The organism is Bradyrhizobium sp., from assembly GCF_052389815.1.
Taxonomy (GTDB): domain Bacteria; phylum Pseudomonadota; class Alphaproteobacteria; order Rhizobiales; family Xanthobacteraceae; genus Bradyrhizobium.
The window spans coordinates 44,677-66,447 of record NZ_JBQTHN010000070.1 but is presented as its reverse complement, the minus strand read 5'-3'; the positions used below and the strand labels follow the sequence as shown (position 1 = coordinate 66,447).

At 62.5% G+C, this 21,771-nt stretch carries 17 protein-coding genes and 1 riboswitch; of the genes, 11 read left to right on the top strand and 6 right to left on the bottom strand.

Annotated features, from left to right (window positions below; genetic code table 11):
* The first annotated feature begins 97 nt into the window (after nt 1–97).
* From ACT4OC_RS12310 to ACT4OC_RS12290, 5 genes are all read left to right on the top strand, one after another.
* Nucleotides 98–781 (top strand): EthD family reductase, encoded by a 684-nt coding sequence (locus ACT4OC_RS12310; RefSeq protein ID WP_444839266.1) that lies wholly within the window; start codon nt 98–100, stop codon nt 779–781.
* A 48-nt stretch (nt 782–829) separates the two neighbouring features.
* Nucleotides 830–1,966 carry a benzylmalonyl-CoA dehydrogenase gene (iaaF, locus tag ACT4OC_RS12305; protein ID WP_444839265.1) on the top strand — a complete coding sequence of 379 codons (1,137 nt, stop codon included), beginning with the start codon at nt 830–832 and terminating at the stop codon, nt 1,964–1,966.
* Nucleotides 1,959–2,354 carry a cobalamin B12-binding domain-containing protein gene (locus tag ACT4OC_RS12300; RefSeq protein ID WP_444839264.1) on the top strand — a complete coding sequence of 132 codons (396 nt, stop codon included), beginning with the start codon at nt 1,959–1,961 and terminating at the stop codon, nt 2,352–2,354. Before iaaF ends, ACT4OC_RS12300 begins: the two co-directional genes overlap by 8 nt.
* Nucleotides 2,351–3,982 carry an acyl-CoA mutase large subunit family protein gene (locus ACT4OC_RS12295; protein ID WP_444839263.1) on the top strand — a complete coding sequence of 544 codons (1,632 nt, stop codon included), beginning with the start codon at nt 2,351–2,353 and terminating at the stop codon, nt 3,980–3,982. Before ACT4OC_RS12300 ends, ACT4OC_RS12295 begins: the two co-directional genes overlap by 4 nt.
* 95 nt (nt 3,983–4,077) lie before the next feature.
* On the top strand, nt 4,078–6,087 hold the full coding sequence (locus ACT4OC_RS12290; protein ID WP_444839262.1) for a 3-hydroxyacyl-CoA dehydrogenase/enoyl-CoA hydratase family protein: 2,010 nt from the start codon (nt 4,078–4,080) through the stop codon (nt 6,085–6,087).
* Nucleotides 6,088–6,142: 55 nt separating this feature from the next.
* Here ACT4OC_RS12290 and ACT4OC_RS12285 read toward each other — a convergent pair whose 3' ends face one another.
* The 3 genes from ACT4OC_RS12285 to ACT4OC_RS12275 are packed head-to-tail and all read right to left on the bottom strand — an operon-like array spanning nt 6,143 to nt 11,165.
* Nucleotides 6,143–6,538 (bottom strand): RidA family protein, encoded by a 396-nt coding sequence (locus ACT4OC_RS12285; protein ID WP_444839261.1) that lies wholly within the window; start codon nt 6,536–6,538, stop codon nt 6,143–6,145.
* Between the two features lie 45 nt (nt 6,539–6,583).
* Nucleotides 6,584–7,621, bottom strand: coding sequence for an ornithine cyclodeaminase family protein (locus ACT4OC_RS12280; RefSeq protein ID WP_444839260.1), 1,038 nt, complete (start codon nt 7,619–7,621; stop codon nt 6,584–6,586).
* A 34-nt stretch (nt 7,622–7,655) separates the two neighbouring features.
* On the bottom strand, nt 7,656–11,165 hold the full coding sequence (locus tag ACT4OC_RS12275) for an indolepyruvate ferredoxin oxidoreductase family protein (RefSeq protein WP_444839259.1): 3,510 nt from the start codon (nt 11,163–11,165) through the stop codon (nt 7,656–7,658).
* 377 nt (nt 11,166–11,542) lie between these two features.
* Here ACT4OC_RS12275 and ACT4OC_RS12270 point away from each other — a divergent pair, with 377 nt between their 5' ends.
* Nucleotides 11,543–12,910: a TrpB-like pyridoxal phosphate-dependent enzyme gene (locus tag ACT4OC_RS12270; protein ID WP_444839258.1), complete on the top strand. Its 1,368-nt coding sequence runs from the start codon at nt 11,543–11,545 to the stop codon at nt 12,908–12,910.
* A gap of 84 nt (nt 12,911–12,994) precedes the next feature.
* Here ACT4OC_RS12270 and ACT4OC_RS12265 read toward each other — a convergent pair whose 3' ends face one another.
* The 3 genes from ACT4OC_RS12265 to ACT4OC_RS12255 all read right to left on the bottom strand — a co-directional run bounded on the left by ACT4OC_RS12265 (nt 12,995) and on the right by ACT4OC_RS12255 (nt 15,565).
* A complete protein-coding gene (locus tag ACT4OC_RS12265) occupies nt 12,995–13,138 on the bottom strand; it encodes a hypothetical protein (RefSeq protein WP_444839257.1) in 144 nt (47 codons plus the stop codon).
* 49 nt (nt 13,139–13,187) lie between these two features.
* Nucleotides 13,188–13,736, bottom strand: a complete 549-nt coding sequence (locus ACT4OC_RS12260; RefSeq protein ID WP_444839256.1) for a zinc-binding dehydrogenase — start codon at nt 13,734–13,736, stop codon at nt 13,188–13,190.
* Nucleotides 13,737–14,352: 616 nt separating this feature from the next.
* Nucleotides 14,353–14,498, bottom strand: a riboswitch (FMN riboswitch).
* A 98-nt stretch (nt 14,499–14,596) separates the two neighbouring features.
* Nucleotides 14,597–15,565 carry an AraC family transcriptional regulator ligand-binding domain-containing protein gene (locus ACT4OC_RS12255; protein ID WP_444839285.1) on the bottom strand — a complete coding sequence of 323 codons (969 nt, stop codon included), beginning with the start codon at nt 15,563–15,565 and terminating at the stop codon, nt 14,597–14,599.
* A gap of 167 nt (nt 15,566–15,732) precedes the next feature.
* Here ACT4OC_RS12255 and ACT4OC_RS12250 point away from each other — a divergent pair, with 167 nt between their 5' ends.
* From ACT4OC_RS12250 to ACT4OC_RS12230, 5 genes are read left to right on the top strand one after another with little or no spacing between them, the layout of a single operon-like run.
* Nucleotides 15,733–16,668, top strand: coding sequence for a bile acid:sodium symporter family protein (locus ACT4OC_RS12250; RefSeq protein WP_444839255.1), 936 nt, complete (start codon nt 15,733–15,735; stop codon nt 16,666–16,668).
* A complete protein-coding gene (locus ACT4OC_RS12245; RefSeq protein ID WP_444839254.1) occupies nt 16,665–17,642 on the top strand; it encodes an SDR family oxidoreductase in 978 nt (325 codons plus the stop codon). Before ACT4OC_RS12250 ends, ACT4OC_RS12245 begins: the two co-directional genes overlap by 4 nt.
* Entirely contained in the window at nt 17,639–18,448 is an 810-nt protein-coding gene (locus tag ACT4OC_RS12240) for an SDR family oxidoreductase (RefSeq protein ID WP_444839253.1), read from the top strand. The genes ACT4OC_RS12245 and ACT4OC_RS12240 overlap by 4 nt, the downstream gene beginning before the upstream one ends.
* A gap of 13 nt (nt 18,449–18,461) precedes the next feature.
* A complete protein-coding gene (locus tag ACT4OC_RS12235; RefSeq protein WP_444839252.1) occupies nt 18,462–20,282 on the top strand; it encodes a Vgb family protein in 1,821 nt (606 codons plus the stop codon).
* The gene (locus tag ACT4OC_RS12230) at nt 20,279–21,499 is read left to right on the top strand and encodes an MFS transporter (RefSeq protein ID WP_444839251.1); all 1,221 of its coding nucleotides are present in this window, start codon (nt 20,279–20,281) and stop codon (nt 21,497–21,499) included. The genes ACT4OC_RS12235 and ACT4OC_RS12230 overlap by 4 nt, the downstream gene beginning before the upstream one ends.
* Nucleotides 21,500–21,771 lie beyond the last annotated feature (272 nt).

The window sequence follows — 21,771 nt, the reverse complement described above, 5'->3', positions numbered from 1 at the left end:
TTGCAGGTCTGCACGGGATGACGTCGAATCCACTCAGCAGGCGGGGTTCCGCGGCAAGCTGCTGCACCCACTACGATGGGGCGGCGGGGTGAGTTGGGTGCTGGAAATCGCCGCGAACGGACACGCAGGGTTCGCAGCGCGGTCGCACGCGTGGCTTCAGCGAGACGCCCTGCGTAGTCTACTGCTGCCCGGCGTCATTCACGCCGATATCTATTCGCCCGTGGCCGGCGGCGCGGTCGATCCCTTTGTTGGACCCGCGGCGGGCCCGCTTATCGTTGCGATCGCGCACTTTCGAACGCAGGACGAGTTGCGCACGGCAATCTCAAGCGACGCCTTGGACCATTGGCTGCGAGGGAAGCCGGCGGAACTAACCCTCACGGCAACGCCGATGAGCGGAAAGGCCTACGCCGTTGACGAGCCTCAGACCGACCTGCGCCGGCCTGCCTTTCGATATGTGGTGCGCTATCATGGGCCGCGCGAAGAAGCTGCGAGGTTCGCTGATCAGTACGAGCGTACCCACCCGCCGCTGCTAGCAAAGCTGCCTCGCATTCGCGCCATTGAATGCTATCGCCCACTGGCCGCGCTGCGCACCCCGCGTTGTGAACCGGCGGATTATCTCATCGGCAACGAGGTTGAGTTCGACAGCGCAGAGGATCTCAACGCGGCCATGACCTCGCCTGCGCGCGTCGCGCTGCGTACCGACTTCGACGCGCTGCCACGGGTCTTTCGCGGCAACACGCACGTTGCAATGCGTCGAGAGCGCCATCATGCACCGATCTGAGCGAGGGCCTGGCAGAAGCGAGCAGTTCGCAAACCGACGGGCGATCTGATGAATTTCGAGCTTCTCAACGAACAGGCGCAGATCCAGGAGACTTTCGCGCGGTTTTGCGACGAGCAGATCGTGCCGAATGCAGCTGCGATCGACGAGGCGCACGCCTTCCCGCGCGAATTGTTCGGAAGGCTTGGCGCTCTCGGATTCTTCGGCATGCGATATCCTGCCGCTGTCGGGGGCTCCGATCTCGATCTGGTCTCGCTGTGCGTTGCGCTCGAGGAAATCGCACGAGGTTCGATGTCGTTGGCCGGCTGCGCGACCATGCAGTCGCTGATGGGTACCAAGTTCCTCGAAATGCTCGGCGGTCCCGGCATACGCGAGCGCCTGCTGATTCCGGCGTTGCGTGGCGAGAAGATCGGGTGCATTTGCATGACTGAGCCCGACGCGGGCAGTGATCTTGCCGGCATCGCGACATCGGCACGCAAGGTCGAAGGCGGCTATCGCCTGAAGGGCCGGAAGATCTGGGTCACCTCGGCGCCGGTTGCGGATTTCTTTACAGTCTTCGCGCGGGCGGGCGACGCGCACAAGCTCACGATCTTCCTGGTCGAGCGCAATTTCGACGGCATGATCGTAGGCAAGGCCATCCCCAAGATGGGCGTTTGGGCGTTGCCGACCTCGGAGCTTGCCCTCGACGACTGCTTCGTACCGGACAGCCACCGGCTCAGCCACGAAGAAGGCGACGGCGAGACCCACCTTCGCAAGCTTCTGGCCGAAGTCCGCATCGTCACGGGCGCGCTGGCCCTCGGCGGCGCACGTGGCGCGCTGGAGGAGGCGATACGCTACTCAGCGCAGCGCAAACAATTCGGCAAGCCGATCAACTCCTTTCAGGCCGTGCAGATCAAGCTTGCGGAAATGGCGACCGACCTCGAGGCGGCGCGCCGCCTCGTTCATTACGCTGCCTGGCTCAAGGATGCCGGCAAGCCGCACCACCGTGAGGCCGCCATGGCCAAACTCTTCGCCTCGGAAGCCGCATTGCAAATATGCGACAAGGCTGCGCGCATACTGGCATCCTACGGCTACAGCATGGAGTTTCCGGTACAGCGCCATCTGCGCGACATACGCTTCACGCTGATTGGCGGCGGCACCAGCGACATTCTCAAACTCATCATCGCGAAGGATGTGGCACGTGCCTGATCATCCAGTCAAAGTGCTGGTCGCAAAACCCGGACTGGACGGTCACGACGTCGGAGCGAAGGTCGTCGTGCATGCACTGATCGATGCCGGCTTTGACGTGGTCTACAGCGGTCTACGCCAGACACCCGAGGCGATCGTCGATATAGCGATCAAGCAGCACGCCGACGTCATCGGCCTGTCTGTCCTTTCCGGAGCCCATCTGCCGCTATGCCGGCGTGTGCGCGACCTGATGATGGAAAAGGGCCTTCACGACAAGCTGTGGCTGGTTGGCGGCAATATACCCGAAGACGATCGCATGGTGCTCCGGCAGCTCGGCTTCAGGGGCGTCTTTCCGACCGGGTCGCACACCGCAGATATTGTCTCCTTCATCCGGGAGAACGTGAAGTGAATGATCAATCGAAGCCGAAGAGCAAGATCAGGCCCGTCACTAACGAATCCGGAATCGAGATCAAGCCGCTCTACACAGCGGACGACGTAGTCGCGAGCGGCGGGGTCGATAGCAGTGCGCCTGGCCAAGCGCCGTTCACGCGCGGCATTCATTCGCTGATGTATCGTCACCGTTCATTCACCATGCGCCAGTACACCGGCTTCGCTAATGCCGCCGACACGAACGAGCGCTTCAAATACCTCATTGCGAACGGCCAAACTGGCCTCAACGTCGCCTTCGACCTGGCGACGCAGTGTGGCTATGATTCCGATGCACCTGAAGCCGCCGGCGAAGTCGGGCGCGTCGGCATGGCGATCGACACGCTGCGTGACTTCGAAATCGCCTTCGACGGTATCGATCTTGACGCCATCACCGTATCGCTGACGATCAACGGGGCAGCAGCGAGCCTCATCGCCATGTTTCTCGCCATGGCCGAGAAGCGCGGCTACGATCTCTCGAGGCTGCGCGGCACCGCGCAAAACGACATACTGAAGGAATTCGTCGGTCGCGGCACCTGGATTTATCCAGTCGAACCGTCCGTAAAGCTCGTCGCCGACACCATCGAATATTGCGCCAGGGTGGCGCCGAAATACAGCCCCGTAAGTGTCTGCGGATATCACATACGCGAATCCGGCGCGAGCCCGGCTGAAGAAATGGGTTACGCCTTTGCCATCGCCAAGGCCTACACCGACATGGCGCTGGCCCGCGGACTCGACATCGACGAATTCGCCGGGCGACTGTCATTCAACTTCAACATCTTCGGCAACCTGTTCGAGCAGGTCGCCAAGTTCCGCGCCGGGCGCAGGCGATGGTCAAAGATCATTCTCGATGAATACGGCGCCAGACGGCCTGAATCGGGCTGGATGCGCATGATCGCCGGCGGCGGCGGCTTCGGGCTAACGATCGAGCAACCGGAAAACAACATCATGCGCGGTGCCTACTATGCGCTCGCAGCGGCGCTCGGCGGCGCGCAGACCATGGCCCTGTGCTGTTATGACGAGGCTTTCACGATCCCGACGCCGAAAGCCCAGCGCCTGTCGCTGCGCACGATGCAAATGCTGATCGAGGAAATCGGCCTTGCCGACACGGTCGATCCACTCGGGGGCTCCTACTATGTCGAGACCCTGACAAACCAGACCGAGCAGAAGATTCAGGAGGCCATGGAATGGGTCGACGCCCAGGGCGGAATCGTCAAGGCCGTTAGCGACGGGGTCATCCAGGCGAGAGTGTCGGAGTACGCCTACCGGCGCCAGCGCGCGCTCGAAACCGGACAACTGCGGAAGGTGGGCGTCAATTGCTACGAAGATACGGATGAGGAGAAGCCTCAGGTCGATCTGCACGGTTACGACGAGATCGGCGCCACGCAGCAGATCGAGAATGTACGGAAAGTCCGGGCCGCCCGCAGCAACGAGGCGGTCGAGCGCACTCTGAAGAGACTGCGCGCCGATGCCGAAGCGGGCCGCAACGTGATGCCGGCGCTGGTCGAAGCAGTCAAGGTCTATGCAACGGTCGGCGAGATGAACGGTGCTTTGGTCGATGTTTACGGCCGCTTCCGGGAGCCCACCCATTTGTGGCGGCCCGCAGGGTGAGCACCGCGCCGCACGGACAAGCAGCCGCGCCAATGAACCGCATCGTGGATTTCATGGCCCGCCTGCGCTGGATTCATCCGCAACGGGACTAGATCATGGCGCTGCAAAACCCACTCCTCCACAAGCCGACCCGGACGTTCCCGAGATCGATCGCCATCATTGGGGCCGGCACGATCGGACCAGATATCGGCTACTATCTGAAGACCGCCATCGACGATCTCACGCTGTATCTTGTGGACGTTTCGCAAGACGCACTCGATCGCGCGCGGCGACGATTTGAGGACTACGCCCACAAGGCGGTCACCCGGGGCAGAATGCGCAAGGAGCAGGCGGAGAGGGTTTGCTCCAATCTTTGCACGACGTTGTCATACGACGATATCGCCGGTGCCGACTGGGTGCTCGAGGCGGCAACGGAAGATATTGCCGTCAAGCATCGTATTCTTGCTCAGGTCGAATCGCTGGTCCGACCTGACACGATCATCACTTCGAATACGAGCTCCCTGCCCGCTGCGACCGTCTTCGCCAACCTGCGCGACAAGGCACGGGCTACGGTCACCCATTTCTTTGCGCCGGCCTGGCGCAATCCAATTGTCGAGGTAGTCGACTGGGAGTCGGCCGACCCGCTCCTCGCCAGCGACTTGAGCTGGTTCTTCTGCTCCACAGGGAAAGTCCCGCTCATCACCCGGGACGTCGCCTGCTTCATGCTCGATCGCATCTTCGATAATTGGTGCAACGAGGCCGGGCTCATGCTGGAACAGGCGACCGCAGCGCAAATCGACACGGTCGCCTCCGAATTCGTGCATGCTGGCCCCTTTTTCGTTCTCAACATGGCAAACGGCAACCCGATCATTGTCGAGACAAACACGTTGCAGGCAAAAGCGGAAGGCGATCATTACCTGCCGGCCGAGATATTCAGATCCGTCGACCGCTGGAAGACCGTCGAGCCCGGCGAGCGCGTCGATGTCGACGCCAATACCGCCGCCACAGTGCGCGATCGGTTGATCGGGATTCTCGCCTCCCAATCCTTCGACATTCTCGATCGCAAGATCGGCGCGGCCGCCGACCTTGAATTGGGCTGCCGCCTCGCGCTCGGCTTCAGGCAGGGACCGCTTGATCTCCTGAAAAGCATCGGCGAGAAGGAGACAACCCGCATCACGGCACGCATGCGCGCCGAGCGCCCCGGCATGCCCCGGTCGACCCGGCCGGTCGGTCAGTATCAGGATTTCCCGCGCAATCTCCTGGTCGACGAAGCCGGCGGCGTCAAGATCATCACGATTCGCCGGCCCGATGCGATGAACGCGCTGCATGACGAATTAACGGACGAGATCCTGTCGGTACTGCGCCGCCACGAGTCCGAACCGGCGACGCGCGGATTCGTGATCGTAGGTTATGGGCCTCGTGCCTTTTGCGCCGGTGCCGACATTGGGCGTTTCCCGCGCATGCTCGGCAATGCGAATGAAGCCACGCAATATGCGCGCGACTGTTCGCGCCTGCTGACCCATATCGACCGGATGGAGAAGCCGGTCGTCGCAGCACTCAACGGCATGGCGCTCGGCGGCGGTCTGGAATTGGCTTTGCGCTGCCATGCGATCGTGGCGTTGAACTCTGTCTCGATGCAGTTTCCCGAAGTCGCGCTCGGTATCGTTCCCGGGATCGGGGCCATGGTCGTTCCATTCCGCCGCTGGCCGGCCGCCGCGGAACACTTCGCCGCCATGCTGCGACAGGCCAGGAGAATCGATGCCGCGACTGCGCATGAGCTCGGCGTGGTCGACGCGCTCGCGCAGGACTACCCCGATCTCATTGCCAGAGTGATCGAGCGCGTCAACGTACTGATCGGCAAGCCGCGAGCCAATTTGGACCCGCCGGTCGCTCTTATGCCGCTGCCGCCAGCCAATCCCATCGCCGAGAACGGCCAACCCTTGAGCCGCGAGATCATCGCGATCATGGATCGGGCGATTGTGGAAGCCGCCGCAGCGCCGTCTTTCGGCGCTGCACTCGAAGTCGGCTACCGCGCGTTCGGCGCAAGCGCCTGCGCCTCCGCGGCACGCGAAGGAATCGAAGCGTTTCTCGAACGGCGCGCGGCGGATTTTGCCAAGACCGGCTGAGGCGAGGAAGCACCGGCCGACGGAACCACCGCCAGCCTCGCTACACCGCCCGCAGCTAACGGGGAATGACCGCCGTCGCCTCGATCTCGAGCTTGGCACCAGCCTCGAACAGTCCCGCGACCTGGACCAGCGACATAGCGGGGTAGTGCGGTCCAATGATGCGCTTGTAGACCTTGCCGACCTCGGCCAGCTGGTCGGTGTATTCCTTGTTGCTCGTGACGTACCAGGTCATGCGCGCTATGTGCTCAGGCTTTGCACCGCCTTCGTGGAGCACAGCCACGACGTTCCTTAGCGCCTGCTCCGTCTGCTTCACGAAGTCGTCGCTCTCGAACTCTTCGCGCTCGTTCCAGCCAACCTGACCGGCGATAAAGAGCAATTTTCCTTCGGTCAGAACGCCGTTCGCATAACCCTTTGGCCGGGTCCAGCCCTTGGGTTGGACGATCGTTTGCATGTTTCCTCCTGTTGGCACGCCTTTGGACGATGAATGAAAGCAGAATTAGCATGTCAGCGGGCGCGCGCCGGCCCGGCATGCTTCCGTCGCGCATACGCGAGCTGCGATGGCGAGATCCTGGATAGCCATACCGGTCGGGTTCACGAAGATGCGTTCCCCGCCCTCGCGCCCGGCGATGCGGCCTGCAACTATCAGACCGAGCTCGCCATAAAGCCTCTCCGGCCCGATTGCACCGGACCTGACGAGGCGGGGGAAAAGCATGTCCTCCTGATCGTTCTGGACGAAATCGTCGCAGATCAACTTGTTCGCCGACTGGATAATGTCGGGCACGAAATCATCGGAACTGAGCGCGATGATGAGCCAGCCATCATTGAGCCAGTCCTGTTGAACATAGGCCTTCGCGCCGGTCGTCGCGGCAATGACGACGTTGGCATCTGCAACGCATTGCCTGGCTGATGGGGCAAGCTGGACCGGCACGTCGGTAAAGGGCGAGACCGCCTCGACAATGGCGCGCGCGCGATCTCCGACCGGATCGAAAATGAGTACCGAATCGATCGGGCGAGACTTTGTCATGAACAGGCTGATTACCGTCTCGTGAGCAATCGGCCCGGCGCCCAGGACTGCGACGCGAAGGCTCGTCTTCGCGCCCAGACAATCGACGCATATCGACGCAGTCGCTGCGGCCCCCCTGGCGGATATTGTTCTGCAGTCCACAATCGCCGCGGGAACTCCGGTGGTGGTGTCGAAGAGCACGATGACGCCGGACGCCCGGGGAATTCCGCGAGTAAGATTGATCGGAAATCCAGTGATCAGCTTCGCGCCCAACGCGTTAAGACTGCCTCCGACGTACGCCGGCATGCTAACCAAGTATCCGAGTTCATACTCCTTTGCTGCTCCACCCGGCCGCACGAACGGCTTGGGCGGTTGGACAAAATCGCCCGCTGCATGAACCAGAAACGCCTCCATGACCGTTTGGTATGCGAAGCCAGCAGTGACGATCCGCGACGCAAGTTGATCGCTTATCCACACCATCTGCGGCGTAGCCGGCGGAATGCGGCGATTTGCGAGAATTTCGACTGACATGCTCTTGCCCTCCCGGCCGTTCAACAGCGAGCCATTATCCGGAGACCTCACGGACGAGGCCGTCCCCCGTGGTGGCCCCCGCCGCCAGCACTGCCCCCGTAGCCTGATCGGAACATCGCGCATCCGGATCCGAAAGTTTGCGATGGACGGCCATCAGTTCGCTCTTGCGACGCTCGATTCTCGCGATACTCGCCGCCTTCACAGGACCGTACCCTCGTATGGCTTCATATAAACCGGCAATCTCGACGGCCAGATGGTGATTGTCCGAGGTCAGATCGCGTATGAGTTCGCTGACCAAAGCCTCATACCCGGCGATCAGGCATCTTTCGCGCCGGCGCTCCGCGGACCATCCGAGGATATCGAATGGCGTTCCTCGCAAGCCGCGCATCGCGGCAAGCGCCATCAGGACTGGGCGCATCCATGGTCCGAACGTCCATTTCCCTGCGCTGCCTGTTGATCCGTTCGGCCGCGGCAGGAACCACGGAGCCAGGTGATAGCTAACCCTGTATGGTCCCGTAAATTGATCCCGGAGTGCGCGATCGAACTCACCATCCGTGTAGAGGCGGCCAATCTCATATTCGTCCTTGATCGCCATCAGACGAAACAGGCTTCGCGCGACGGCGCGCGTGAATTGATGCTGCCCTTCGCAGACCGCCGTTTCCGCTGCCTTGGCGCCGGCCACGACATCGAGGAACCGTCGTGCGTAGCTTTCGTTCTGATACTCGACCAGAAAGCCGGCAAGTCGCTCAATCAGGGCCTCGAGCGGCTCGCCATCACCGTCAACCTGCTTGTCTGCGGACGTTCGAGACTCGGCAAGCGCCATTCGCCTGCCGAGCGCGAAGGCCAGCTTGTTGGTCGAGACATCCGCACCGTTGAGCACGATGGCCTCTTCGATCGCCTCTGCCGGCAGCGGCACGAAGCCTCTCTGAAACGCGTAGCCGAACATCAGCATATTCGCGTAAATTGAATCGCCAAGCGTACGCTCCGCCGTTGCCGCGCCTTCGATCAATTGACATCGATCTTCACCGACTGCATCGAGCAAGCGTTGGCGGATCGGCATCGGCTCGAATGCGGCGTCGGGATCGAGCCGCTGACTGAATGTAGGCACGATGTCGGCATTGGCGACAAGTTGAGTGCGGCCTCGTTCGATTTTCGCGAGTATTGCCGGAGCGGCGGCTGCGATCACGTCACAGGCGAGCACGAGCGAGGCCTTGCCGTCGGGAATGCGCGGCGACAGGATCTTGTCAGGGTGAGGTGCGATCCGAATGTGGCTTGATACCGCGCCGCCCTTGCGCGCCATCCCGGTATTGTCGAGGACGGAGCACGCCATCCCGGCCAGATGCGCGGCCATGCCAGCCACCGCGCCGATCGTCATGACGCCCGTGCCGCCAATGCCGACGACGATCACATCTGCGGCTCGACTCTGTAACGTCGGATGAGGAAGCTCAACGCTGGCCACTTCGTCGGCTGGTCGCGCTCGCCGCAATTGCGCGCCCTGCACGGTCACGAAGCTCGGGCAAAATCCCTCCAGACATGACAGGTCGACATTGCAGGAGGATTTGTCAATGCGCCGTTTGCGGCCGAGCTCTGTGTCGAACGGAAGAATTGCGGCGCAATTGGAGTGTGCGCTGCAATCGCCGCATCCCTCGCACACGCGGGAATTGATGAATGGCCGCACCCGGGGCGCCTGCATCTTGCCGCGCTTCACCAGCCGCCGCTTTTCCGTTGCGCAAATCTGGTCATAGACGATCGCGGAGACGCCCTGGAATTTTCGCAATTCACGCTGCACGCTGTCATATTCATTGCGATGATGGACTGAGATGCCGCGGATCCGCATCACGTCCCTTGGATAGTCCTTTCTTTCGTCTGACACGACCGCGATACGCGCCACCCCTTCGGCGGCAACTTGCCGGACGATATCTGCGGCTCCCAGGCCGCCCTCAAGCGGCTGCCCGCCAGTCATCCCGGTGGCCTGGTTGCAGAATATACGGAAGGTCATGTTGCACCTGGCGGCGACCGCCGCTCGAACCGCCAAACTGCCGGAATGCACGAAGGTGCCATCGCCGACGTTCTGAAAGATATGGGTCTTGGGTGTGAAAGGCGCGATACCGAGCCACGATGCGCCCTCGCCTCCCATCTGCGGCAAAATCATCGTTTGACTGTTCGGCATCCAGACCCGCAGGGAATGGCAACCGATGCCCGCCATGGCTAGGTCGCCTTCAAGGACCCGCGTCGATCGCGCGTGAGGACAACCGGAACAGAAATGCGGTATCCGGCCAACGATTGCTCCTTTTGGCCGCGCCTCGGCCCTGCGCTGCCGAAGCGCGCGAAATCTGGTTGCGCTGTTCGGCGACAGACCAAGCCGCGTGAGCCTGTCGCCGATTGCGAGGGCGACGGTTTCCGGAGACAGCTCGCCTTCCTCAGGAAGCAGCATGCGCATGGTTTCGTCGCGCTTGCCGACAATCACCGGTCGCCGGTCGGCGGGCCAGTTGTACGCGATTTCCTTCAATTGCGGCTCGATCACCGCACGCCGCTCCTCCACGACCACGACTTCTTCGACGCCTTCGACGGCTTCGCGTATGCGCTTCCCCTCCAACGGCCAGACCATTCCAATCTTGTAGACTGCAAGCCCGAGCGCATTGGCAGCAGGTTCGTCAATGCCAAGTTCGTCGAGAGCCTGGCGAACGTCGGTGTAGGCCTTGCCAGCGGTCACGATCGTCATTCGACCGCCTGCGCGACCGAACGCGATCCGATCCAGCCTGTTGGCGCGCGCGAACGCGCGCGCAGCCGGCAGTCGCCATTTGAGCAGTCGAGCGTCTTGATCCCAGCGCTCATCGGGCCATCTGGCGTTGAGACCGTCCGGCGGCAATTCGAAGTCGTCCGGCGTGGAACAGCGGAACTCGCGTCCCGGCGTGGAGATTGAGCCAGTGCATTCAATCGTGTCGGCGACGGCCTTGACGCCTGTCCAAAGACCCGAATATCGCGAGAGGCTGAAGCCGATCAAGCCGAAACGGATGACCTCCTCGAGGTTGGACGGGCTGAGGACAGGTATGAGCGCCGAGATGAACGCGTGATCGCATTGGTTCGGCAGGGAAGAAGATGCAGCGGCAGGGTCATCGCCGACGATGGCCAGAACGCCGCCGCGAGCCGCGGTTCCGACGGCGTTGGCGTGCTTGAGCGCGTCCAAAGCTCTATCAAGCCCGGGATTCTTCGCGTACCAGATGCCAAACACGCCATCGCACCGGCCGCCGAACAGCTCGACTTGTTGGCTGCCGCTGACTGCGGTTGCGGCTATCTCCTCATTGAGGCCCGGCTCGAAATGAATGTCATGGGCTGACAAGTTGGCCGCGGCCTGCCAGAGCGCCGTGTCAACGCCACCAAGCGGTGAGCCGCGATAGCCGGACACGAATCCTGCTGTCCTGAACCCATCATGGGCGTCACGCCGTCGTTGATCTATCGCGAGGCGGACGATCGCCTGCGCGCCCGAGAGAAAGATCGGTGCGTCTTCCAGCAGGTATTTGTCGTCGAGCGAGATCGACCTCATGGGCCCCGATACTACAGGCGCCTGGCGCGCCGCCGGAGGGCTAGACGGGAACTAGCATATACTGTATACGGGATGCAGTCTACTGGAGGGTCCGCCATGGTGCTGGAACCCGGGTCGATCTCCTGGATCGACGTCGCGCTGCAAGCAGGTTTTGTCAGGTGGGGCCCGGCCCGATCCTCGAGTTGTTGGCTTTGTCGGAGAAATCTTCTCGCGACGCAGTCGCAAATAGCCCGTGGTCGAACATCCACGGCACTTTCTAACCATCATCAAGACGGAGTGGAGAATCGTCCCCTAGACTGGATCGCGGCATCCGCTGGTCGGAGCGCATGAGAGTCTCGGGGCGGTAAAGCTACTCGGGCAGTCAAGGAGGGGCGTGTATGAGCGACACCATCAAATATCAACTCGACGAAGCGCGTATTCCGAAGGTCTGGTACAATATTCAGGCCGATCTTCCGAAACCGCCGCCACCGGTTCTGCATCCCGGTACGAAACAGCCGGTCGGCCCCGACGATCTCTCGCCGTTGTTCCCAATGGCGCTGATCATGCAGGAAGTGACGACCGAGCGTGAGGTCGAGATCCCGCAACCGGTTCGCGATATCTATCGCATGTGGCGGCCGACCCCGCTCTTTCGCGCACGAGCCTTCGAGAAGAAGCTCGGAACGCCGGCAAAGATCTTTTACAAGTATGAGGGTGTAAGTCCGGCCGGCTCTCACAAGCCGAACACCGCTATTCCACAAGCCTTCTACAACAAGCAGGAGGGCGTGAAGCGGCTGTCGACCGAGACCGGTGCCGGCCAATGGGGCTCCTCGCTTGCACTCGCGGGCTCCCTGTTCGGTCTCGAGGTCATCATCTACCAGGTGCGGGTCTCCTACGATCAGAAACCCTACCGCCGCGCGCTGATGGAGACCTACGGTGCGAACTGCCTGCCCTCGCCGTCCGACACGACGGACTATGGACGGAAAGTTCTCGGCGAGCGGCCGGATCATCCGGGATCGCTCGGCATCGCCATCTCGGAAGCCGTCGAGATCGCGGCCAAGGATCCGCAAACAAAATATGCGCTCGGATCCGTTCTCAATCACGTGCTGTTGCATCAAACCGTGATCGGCCAGGAGGCAATGGAGCAACTGGCGATGGCGGATGCCTGGCCAGACGTTGTCATCGGCTGCGCCGGCGGCGGATCGAATTTCGCAGGTATCGCCTTTCCCTTTATCGGCAAGGGGTTGCAGGGCAAGGCGAAGAAGCCCCGCATCATCGCGGTCGAGCCGACCGCCTGTCCCTCGCTGACGCGCGGCAAATACGCCTATGACTTCGGCGACACCGGCCAGATGACGCCGCTCGTCAAGATGCACACGCTCGGCTCAAGTTTCACTCCGCCCGGCTTCCATGCCGGCGGCCTGCGCTATCACGGTATGTCGGCGCTGGTGTCGCATCTGAAGGAGCTTGGTGAAATCGAGGCAGTCGCCTACCAGCAGCGTGGATGTTTTGATACGGCCGTGCAGTTCGCCCGCTGTGAGGGCATCGTGCCGGCTCCGGAAGCCACGCACGCCGTGAAGGCGGCGACAGAGGAAGCCCTGCGCTGCAAGCGCGAAGGCAGGGCTGAGACGATCCTGTTCAACCTTTCGGGCCACGGCCATTTTGACATGGCCGCCTATATCGACTACTTCTCCGGCAAGTTGCAGGACGTGACCTACGACGAAAGCGAATTGGTCAGGGCCATGGCCGATTTGCCGCAGGTCGCTGCCTGAGGAAATGGGGAGGCGCAATTGTGCCTCCCCGTGTCACTCAGCCCGGATTTGACTTCAAGGGGCCGTGATCGCTCGATTCTCGGCTCAGTCGAACTGCAGCAATTGCATGGAGCGCAACACCTCGGCCATGGTCAGCGTGAAGCTACGCGTCGAGGCTTCTGGAGCGAACCCTTCGCCATCGAGCGCGCTTTCGTGATGATCGAGCGCAGCTTCGAGCGAGCCGGCCAATGCTAGCGCGCGGCGTCAGAATCGAGGTCGAGTTCGGACTTCGCCTTGTTCAGGCATCAAACCGCATGACGCCGCGCAAGTTCTTGCCGGCCTGAAGATCGGCATAGCCGACGTTGATCTCCTCAAGACGGTAGGTTTTGGTGATCAACTCGCGCAGCTTCAACGCGCCTCGTCGGTAGAGCATCAAGAGCTCGGGGATTTGTACCCTCGGGCTTGCAAAGCCATACACCGCGCCCATGATCGCCTTTTGCGAGGTGAACAGTTCGAGCGGCGGAATCTTTATCTCGGAGACCGTGTCGGGAGTGAGCGCTGTCACCACCACATTGCCCGCCTTGGCGGTTGCACGGAAGGCCGGCAACAACGTTGCTGGCGGGTCGATGCATACGAAGGCATGGTACACGCCAATGCCATCGGTGAGTTCCAGCACTGCACGGGTCAATTCCTCTCCCTGTTGCTGGAGCGTATGGGTAGCGCCAAAATCCCGTGCCCAGCTCAATTTGGTCGGGACTATATCCGCGGCGATGATCTTCGAGGCACCGCATAGTTGCGCACCCTGAACGACATTCATCCCGTCACCGCCGCAACCGACAACCAGCACCGTGTCGTTCTTGCGTCGCTCGCACGCAAGAGGTTCCTGATTTCAAAACCGCCATCTTCGCTGATGGTTTTCTGTGATGCGATGATGGATCCGATTTGGCCGGCATCTTGCGAGAATGGAAGCAATAGCCGCTCGTGAGCGACCACCCGCCCGGATAGATCAGTTAACGTCGCGATCGTATATATCGGAAGGGCGCTTCGCACACATTCACAGTAGACGGGCATGATGGACGGCCCGAGTCTTGGTCCGAGATATTCATCGAGATAGCGACCATTGCCGCCGTGACCATAAGCCTTGAGCACTCTTGACCCGATGTGCTCGATCACAAATCGTGGCGCCGGCTGCGCAGGTGCGAGTGAACGGATATCGGCTCGCTGCAACCAATCGGCGGTGTGGAGTATCCCGGGGTGGAGTGAGTTGCGCTTGCTCAGCCCGTATCGGTTGGGTTGACGTTTTGGCAGATCGCGGTCGCCACTACGATGCCGACGATGGCAGCATGGCAGTCAGTCTTGAGGAACGCGTAGCGGGTGTGTGTCATGGTGATCTCCCTTCCGGTAACCGACACGTCACCCAAGGCGATCACGTGCGCGCCGGCCCCGCATCAGAGGGCCAGCTCGCGCGTTCTCTTTCATCCGGACTTTAACCGTCGGCCCAGGCATCGCACCTGATCTGCTTGACCCTTCCAGTGGAAGGCGCTCGCGGGCTCGCAGCACTGGGCTGCATACCGCCGGTAGGGAGTTTCACCCTGCCCTGAGAACATGCGGATGCTGCCTCGCGCGGAAGAGGCCGTCAATGGACAACTTGCTAGGCGAAGAGAAGGAGAGTGATAAGCAATATCATCGGCCTGGCACCAGGAGCGCTCACAAGCTTACGCCGCGCGCATATTGCGCCGGGGTCTGGCCGCTCCAGCGGGAGAAGGCGCGGGAGAAGGCATTCTCGTCGGAGAAGCCCAACTGCGCGCTAATTGCCGAGGTCGGTTGCCTTCCGTGCAGTGCCTCGCGGGCCATTCCGAACAAGACGGTTTCGCGCAAGGCCTTGAACGACACCGATTCGGCGCCGAGCTTGCGATTGAGATGACGACCACTGATGCCGAGCGTCTCGGCGATGCGTTCCTTGCCCCAGCGCGGATGCGCGCGGATGACCTGTTCGACCTTCGCCGAGAGACTTCCCTGCCGTAGCGAAGCCAGCATGTCATCGGCAAGTGCGCGCAGATGCGCATGGACATCGCCGCCTGCATGGATCAGCGGGCGGGCGAGCTCCGAGGCATCCATCACGACGCCGTTGACGTCCGCCCCAAAACGAACCGGACAGCAAAGCAGCGCTGCATAGGCCTCGGCTTCGGCGGAAGGATGATGCGCAAACAGAAGCTCGCGAGGCTGGAAGCCCCTGCTCGTCATCCAGCGGGCCAGGTTGACGACGCACCCCAGCGTCGCCTCAACCCGCTCATTGCGGCATGCCTGGAATTCCGGCCAGTACCTCAGCGTGACCTCGTTAGCCGCCCGCACGACCTCGAAGCGCGCCTGATCGCCGACGATCGGGGCATATTCGGCGAGCACCTCCAGAGCGTCACCCAGCGTCTCGCAACTCAGCAGCAGGAGGCCGACGATGTCGAGATGCCCGGCCTGAAGCGACAATCCGAGGCGGAGCCCCGCCAACGGCTCCGGCCGCGCCGCACAGAACAGAGACCAGAAAGCATCCTGTTCGGCCATCGGCACCCGCGGGCCGGACGTAAGGGCCTGTCGCATCTCTGCCGGTACCTCCACCCCCAGTTGCAGCGCGGCTTCGAGCAGGGCCTGCGCGAAGCGGACGGTGACGGTATGCCGCATCATCTGGGCCAACGGGGATCCGTTTGGGGTGTCCTGAATTGATGGAGGCATGTCCCGACGTGCCGGATGCCCCGCAACTCAATCTGCCCTACAGGCAAGGATTAGAAAAGGTCTGACGCGAACGCCGCAAAAGGCGATTCAGGCGAAAGAAAAAGGGAGAACGTCCGGCCATGGCGCCGATCGATGCGGTCCAACTAAGCTTTGACCCGCAGACCCTGAAACTGCTGAACGCCGTGCTCGGACTGGTCATGTTCGGGGTGGCGCTCGAGCTGAGGGTGGAGGACTTCAGGACCGCGCTGAAGAGCCCGAAGGCGCTGGCTCTCGGACTGATCGGCCATCATCTGCTGTTTCCAGCGATGACCTACCTGCTGATCTCTGTCATCAATCCGCTGCCCAGCATCGCGCTCGGCATGATCCTCGTTTCATCCTGCCCGGCCGGGCACATTTCGAACTTTCTCGTGCACTACTCGCACGGCAATGCCGCACTGTCGGTGAGCGTCAGCGCGCTGTCGACGCTGGCCGCGCTCGTCATGACGCCGCTGAACCTCGCCTTCTGGGGCAATCTTCATCCGATCACCGCCGGCCTGATGAGACAGGTGGCGATGAACCCGTGGGAGATGCTCGAGGTGATTGTGCTCCTGCTCGGGGTGCCGCTCGTGGCCGGCATTTCGGTGGCGCGGCGCTGGCCGTCCCTCGCCCGCCGCATCCGCAAGCCGATGCAGGTCTTTTCGCTGCTGGTGCTGGCCGGCTTCATCGTCGGCGCGCTCGCCGCCAACTTCAAGCCGTTTCTGCAGTTCGTGCCATTGGTCGTCCTGGTGGTGTTCGTGCATAACCTGCTGGCGCTTGTGTCGGGCTATGGCCTGGCGGCCGCAATCGGCCTGGGGGAACGCGACCGGCGCGCGATCACCTTCGAAATGGGGATCCAGAATTCGGGACTTGGGCTCATCCTGATCTTCAACTTTTTCAACGGGCTCGGCGGCATGGCCGTGGTCACCGCCTGGTGGGGCGTCTGGCACATCATCGCCGGCATGACGCTGGCGACCTTCTGGCGCGGCCGACCGCCTCTGGTAGCAGCGGAGGGGCTTGTTCCAGGAGCCGTCAAATGACGGCACCGCGGATCCTGATCACCGGCGCCGGCGGCTATCTCGGCCGCCAGGTCGTCGAACGGTTGGCTGCGCTCGACGGCCCCGCAGCGCCGGCCGCGATCGTCGCGATGGATATCCGCGAACCCGCGGCCCGTCTTGCCGGCGTCGATTACGAACTTGCCGACATCCGCTCGCCCGATCTCTCGGCCATCCTCCAGCGCTATCGGATCGATGTCGTCGTGCATCTGGCCTCCATCGTCACGCCGGGCCGGAGCAGCAGCCGCGCCTTCGAGTACGACGTCGATGTCAACGGCACGCGCAATTTGCTCGAAGCCTGCGTCCGGGAAAGTGTGCGGCGGGTCATCGTGTCGTCCAGCGGCGCCGCCTACGGCTATCACGTCGACAACGCCGCCTGGCTAACCGAGGACATGGCGCTGCGCGGCAACGAGGCCTTCGCCTATTCGCATCACAAGCGCCTCGTCGAGGAGATGCTGCTGGGATTCCGGGAGCGTCATCCGGCTCTCGAGCAGCTGGTGCTTCGCATCGGCACCATTCTCGGCGCGACGGTCCGCAACCAGATCACCGACTTGTTCGAGAAGCCGCGCCTTCTGGCCATCGCCGGTTCGGACAGCCCCTTCGTCTTCATCTGGGATCAGGACGTTGTCGGCATCATTCTCCGCGCGGTTAAGGACGGGCCGCCCGGGATATTCAACGTCGCGGGCGATGGCGCCCTGACGATCCAGCAGATCGCCGACCGGCTTGGCAAGCGCTGTCTCAGGCTGCCGGCTTGGCTGTTAGGCGGCGTGCTTACCGTCCTAAAACCCCTCGGGCTGACCCAATATGGTCCCGAGCAGCTCGACTTTCTGCGCTATCGCCCGGTCCTCGACAATTCGAGACTCAAATCCGAGTTCGGATATGTGCCGCACTATACCTCGTCCGAGGTCTTCGACCTCTACCGGCGTGAGCGCTTCGGCACGACGGGGACGAAGCCATGACGCGCCGCGACTTTGCCGGCAGGACCGTCGTCATCACCGGCGCCGCCGGCGGCTTGGGCCGCAGCCTGTGCCAACGGTTCGCCGCAGCGGGTGCTTCCATCGCAGCACTGGACCGCGATGAAGCGGGTCTCGCTGACCTTGCGCGGGCGCTGACGGCGCAAGGCCAGGACCATTCCATCCATCAATGCGATGTCACCGACGCGGAAGCCTGCGCTACGGCCATTGCCGGCATCGCCAGCCAGCATGGCCATATCGACGTGCTGATCAACAATGCCGGGATCGCGCATCGCAGCGCCTTCGCCGCCACCCGGCTCGAGGTGTTGCACCGGGTGATGGACGTCAACTTCTGGGGAGCGGTCAACGTGACCAAGGCCGCGCTGCCGGCTTTAACACAGTCGAGAGGCTTGATCGTCGTGATTTCCAGCGTCGCCGGGTTTGCGCCGCTGATCGGGCGCACAGGCTATGCGGCCAGCAAACATGCGCTGCATGGGTTTTTCGATACCCTGCGCAGTGAAGTGCAGGACGACGGAATCGATGTGGTCATCGTCTGCCCGTCCTTCATCGCCACCGGGATCGATCGGGCCGCGCTCGGCGGCGACGGCCAGCCAGCGGCATTGCCGCGCCGGACGACCGGACGCGAAGCATCGCCGCAGGAAGCGGCTGACGTCGTCTTTTGTGCCGCCATCCGCAGCGAGCCGCTGGTGCTGTTCAGCGCCACGTCGAAGGCGGCCTATTGGCTGTCGCGGTTGTGGCCGCGCCGCTACGCCGCGGTGATGCAGCGAAAACTCAGGAGCGAGATCGCGTAAGAGGTATGAGATAATGCAACTTGTGAAGGCGGCGAAGGCCGTCGCATCGGTGACCGTTCTTGCGAGCGTATTGGCGCTCACGCCGTCCGTTGCGCTAACACTGACGGTCGAAATCCGCGGCGCCGATACCAGGCCGCTCGATCTCGTCATGGTGACGCGCCTGCCGGCGAACCCGCCCACCGCGGATGCCTCGGACAAGGGCTATCCCATGCCGGGGAAAATTCAGCAGGGGACGTTCGAGCTCACCCGGTTCTCCAACGCCGACGGCAAGGTGGAATTCCCGGACGAGAAGGCGGCGTTTCGCCTTCGGCTGCGCAAACCGGGGTTTCGGGATCTCGTGGTCGCGCCGGCGGACCTGCACGACGGCATCAGGCTGACGATGGCGGCGGAGACCGATGCCTTGGCTCTCGCCGAACAGAACCCATCCAATGCCTGGACCTCGACATTGTCGATGGCGATCCCCGACGCGGACAAGCGCAAGCAGTTCATGGCGCAATGCGGCTTCTGCCATCAACAGGGCTCCGCCAACCTTCGCCGTAGCCTCAATGCATCGGAGTGGGAGACCGCAATCAAGCGCATGATGCGCTATGGCTCGCGCCTTTCGAGTGAGTTGCAGAAGCAGTTGCCTGCCCTGCTCGAGGCGCACTGGAGAACCATCCATGACAGGCCGGATCTGGTGCCCGATGCCACTCCGTGGCGTGCCCACCTTGCCGGCGCGGCCATCACTGAACTGCCGATCGGCGACAGCTTCTCGCAGATGCACGACCTACTGGCCCACAGCAATGGCAAGGTCTACGTCGGCGATAACCTACAGGACCGAGTCTATGAAATCGACCCGAACACGGGCGCCTATACCGTGTACCGGATCCCGCCGGCACCCGGCGACACGCTCGGCGGGCTGCTCGCCGGGCGATTGCGGGACTTTCCCAAGCACGAGACCTATCAGGGCATTCACTCGCTCGCGGAATCGCCCAAGGACGGGCACATCTTCATCACGGCGTCCTACCAACGGCGGTTGATCGAATTCGATCCGACGCGCAAGTCGTTCGCCCGGCACGAGATGAGCACGGGATTTTATCCGCACACCCTGCGCATCGACAGCAAGGATCGCGTCTGGTTCACCCTGGCGCTGTCGAACCAGCTAGGGATGCTCGATCGCACCAGTGGTCAGTTCACGCATTACGACCTGCCGTTTCGCAGCATCATGGAGCGGCTGACCGTCAGGTTGACGCCATTCTTCTTCACCCTGATCGGCTGGGGTATCCCGGTCGCGAATTGGGTGAAAGTGGACGATGTCTCGACCGGCGTTCCACTACCTTACGGCATCGATATCACGCCGGACGGCAAGGTGTGGATCGCGCGGCTGCATACCGATGAAATCGCCTCGATCGATCCCGACACCGCCAAGGTGACCATGATCCGGACCCCACTGCACGCGCCGCGCCGTTTGCGGGCCGACAGCGACGGCAATCTGTGGATCGCGATGTATTCGGAATCCGCAATTCTGCGCTACCAGCCGGAAAACGGCGCCTTCACCAAATTCGATCTGCCGGTCGTGCCGAAAGGCAGCGACACGCCGTATTCGCTCAACGTCGACCGCAAGAATCGTCGGGTCTGGGTCACCGGCACCAATTCCGACTCGGTGCAGTGCCTCGACATCACGAGTGACAGCTGGCGGTTCTTTCCGTTGCCGCGAAGGGCAACATTCACGCGCGACGTCGAGTTCGGCACGGACGGACGTGTCTTCCTGTCCAGCGCGAGCTTCCCGTCCTGGCATATCGAGGACGGCCAGCCGACGCTGATCCAGCTCGACCCGAATGGGGCCGGCCGATGATCGCCCGTCACGGCCTTTTCTTCCTGTCCTGTCTCATCGCATTTACCGCGGGGCACATGTTCAATTACACGATCATCCTTTCCCTGCAGGAGAGCATTGGCTCGGACCTGCTTTCAGGGCTTGGTTTCGGCCTTGCTTTCGGCAGCTCCATCGTCTTCGGCTGGTTCGCCGGCGCCCTGTGCGACCGCATCGCGCCGGGGAAAGTCATTCATGCCGCCCACGGGCTGTTTCTGCTTGGGCTCTGCTGCCTGTGGTGGGCCGACGGGGGCGCCACTCCGGCTGCGCGCGTCGCGTGGACGCTGGCGGCAGCCCTGTGGGGCGGACTGGCTTGGTCCTTCTTCGGGCCAGCCCGGCTGACTGCGTTGGGACAGATCGTGTCCGCCGACGAGCTGCGGCCGGCGACCATCCTGTTCAATCTGCAAGTGCTGCTCGGTTTCGGCCTCGCGCCGGTGCTGATCGGATTCATCCGCGCCCATTCGCCGACCTGGGCGCCGGTTCTTGGCGTCGCCGCGGCGGGGTTTGTCGCAGGTTCCGTGCTCATCGCGTCGATGGCAACGCATGCCGGCAGCCAGTCGAACGGGCAGTCGCTGAAGCAGGATATCGCGGAAGGTTTTGCGGCCCTGCGCGAAAGTGCCTTGCTGTCGCAGCTCATGCTGGCCGCCGCGATCGGTTATTCCATGACCGGACCGATGCAGATCCTGCTGCCAAAGCTGGCGCGCCAGAATCTGGCCCTGACGGAGACGGTGCGCGGTCTGTACCTCGGCCTGTTGGCCGCCTCGCTGATCGTCGGCGGCGTGCTGGCACTGGCACTCGCGCGGCGGGTTCACAACGGTCTTCTGATCCTCGGTGGCATTATCACGGGGAGTATCCTGTTCGCGGCGTTGGCCGTCATTTCGTCGGCGGGCGCTTCGGCCCTCGTCCTTGCCCTGGTCGGCCTGTGCGGTGGGCTGGTGATGAGCCTGATCGTGGCGAACTTGCAGATGAATGCGCAACCGCGGACGCGCGGGCGCATTCTGGCGATGTATTCGATGAGCTCCCAGGTGATGCCGGCCCTATCCGGCATTGCAGCCGGTACCCTCGTGCGGGGCAGCGGCCTGACTGAAGCGATCCTCACCTGCGGCGTGGGTCTCGCCATGATCGCGGTGATCGGCGCCAGCCTGATGCCCGCGCTGCGGCATCACGCCGGAGTCTCGCTCGCGGATGTTCGAACCGCCTAGCGGGAAATGCGTGAATTTGCCCGGAAGTCGCTTCTAGCAGCCTCCGGCGGAGGCCGCTTTGCGAGGTGATCGACGCCACAAAACCGGCTCCACGAGCTGCTGCCCTGGGAATGGAAGGCGGCGCTGGCGAAATCCGGTGCCTGACTTGTCGGCAGGATCACTCTGCAGCGCTAGGCAGGGCGTCGATCCAGACCAAGCTTTGCAGCAACTGCCAGCAACGCGACGCCAAGAAAATAGCTCTGCAGTCGAGCAAAACTGGGGGCTCCACCAAC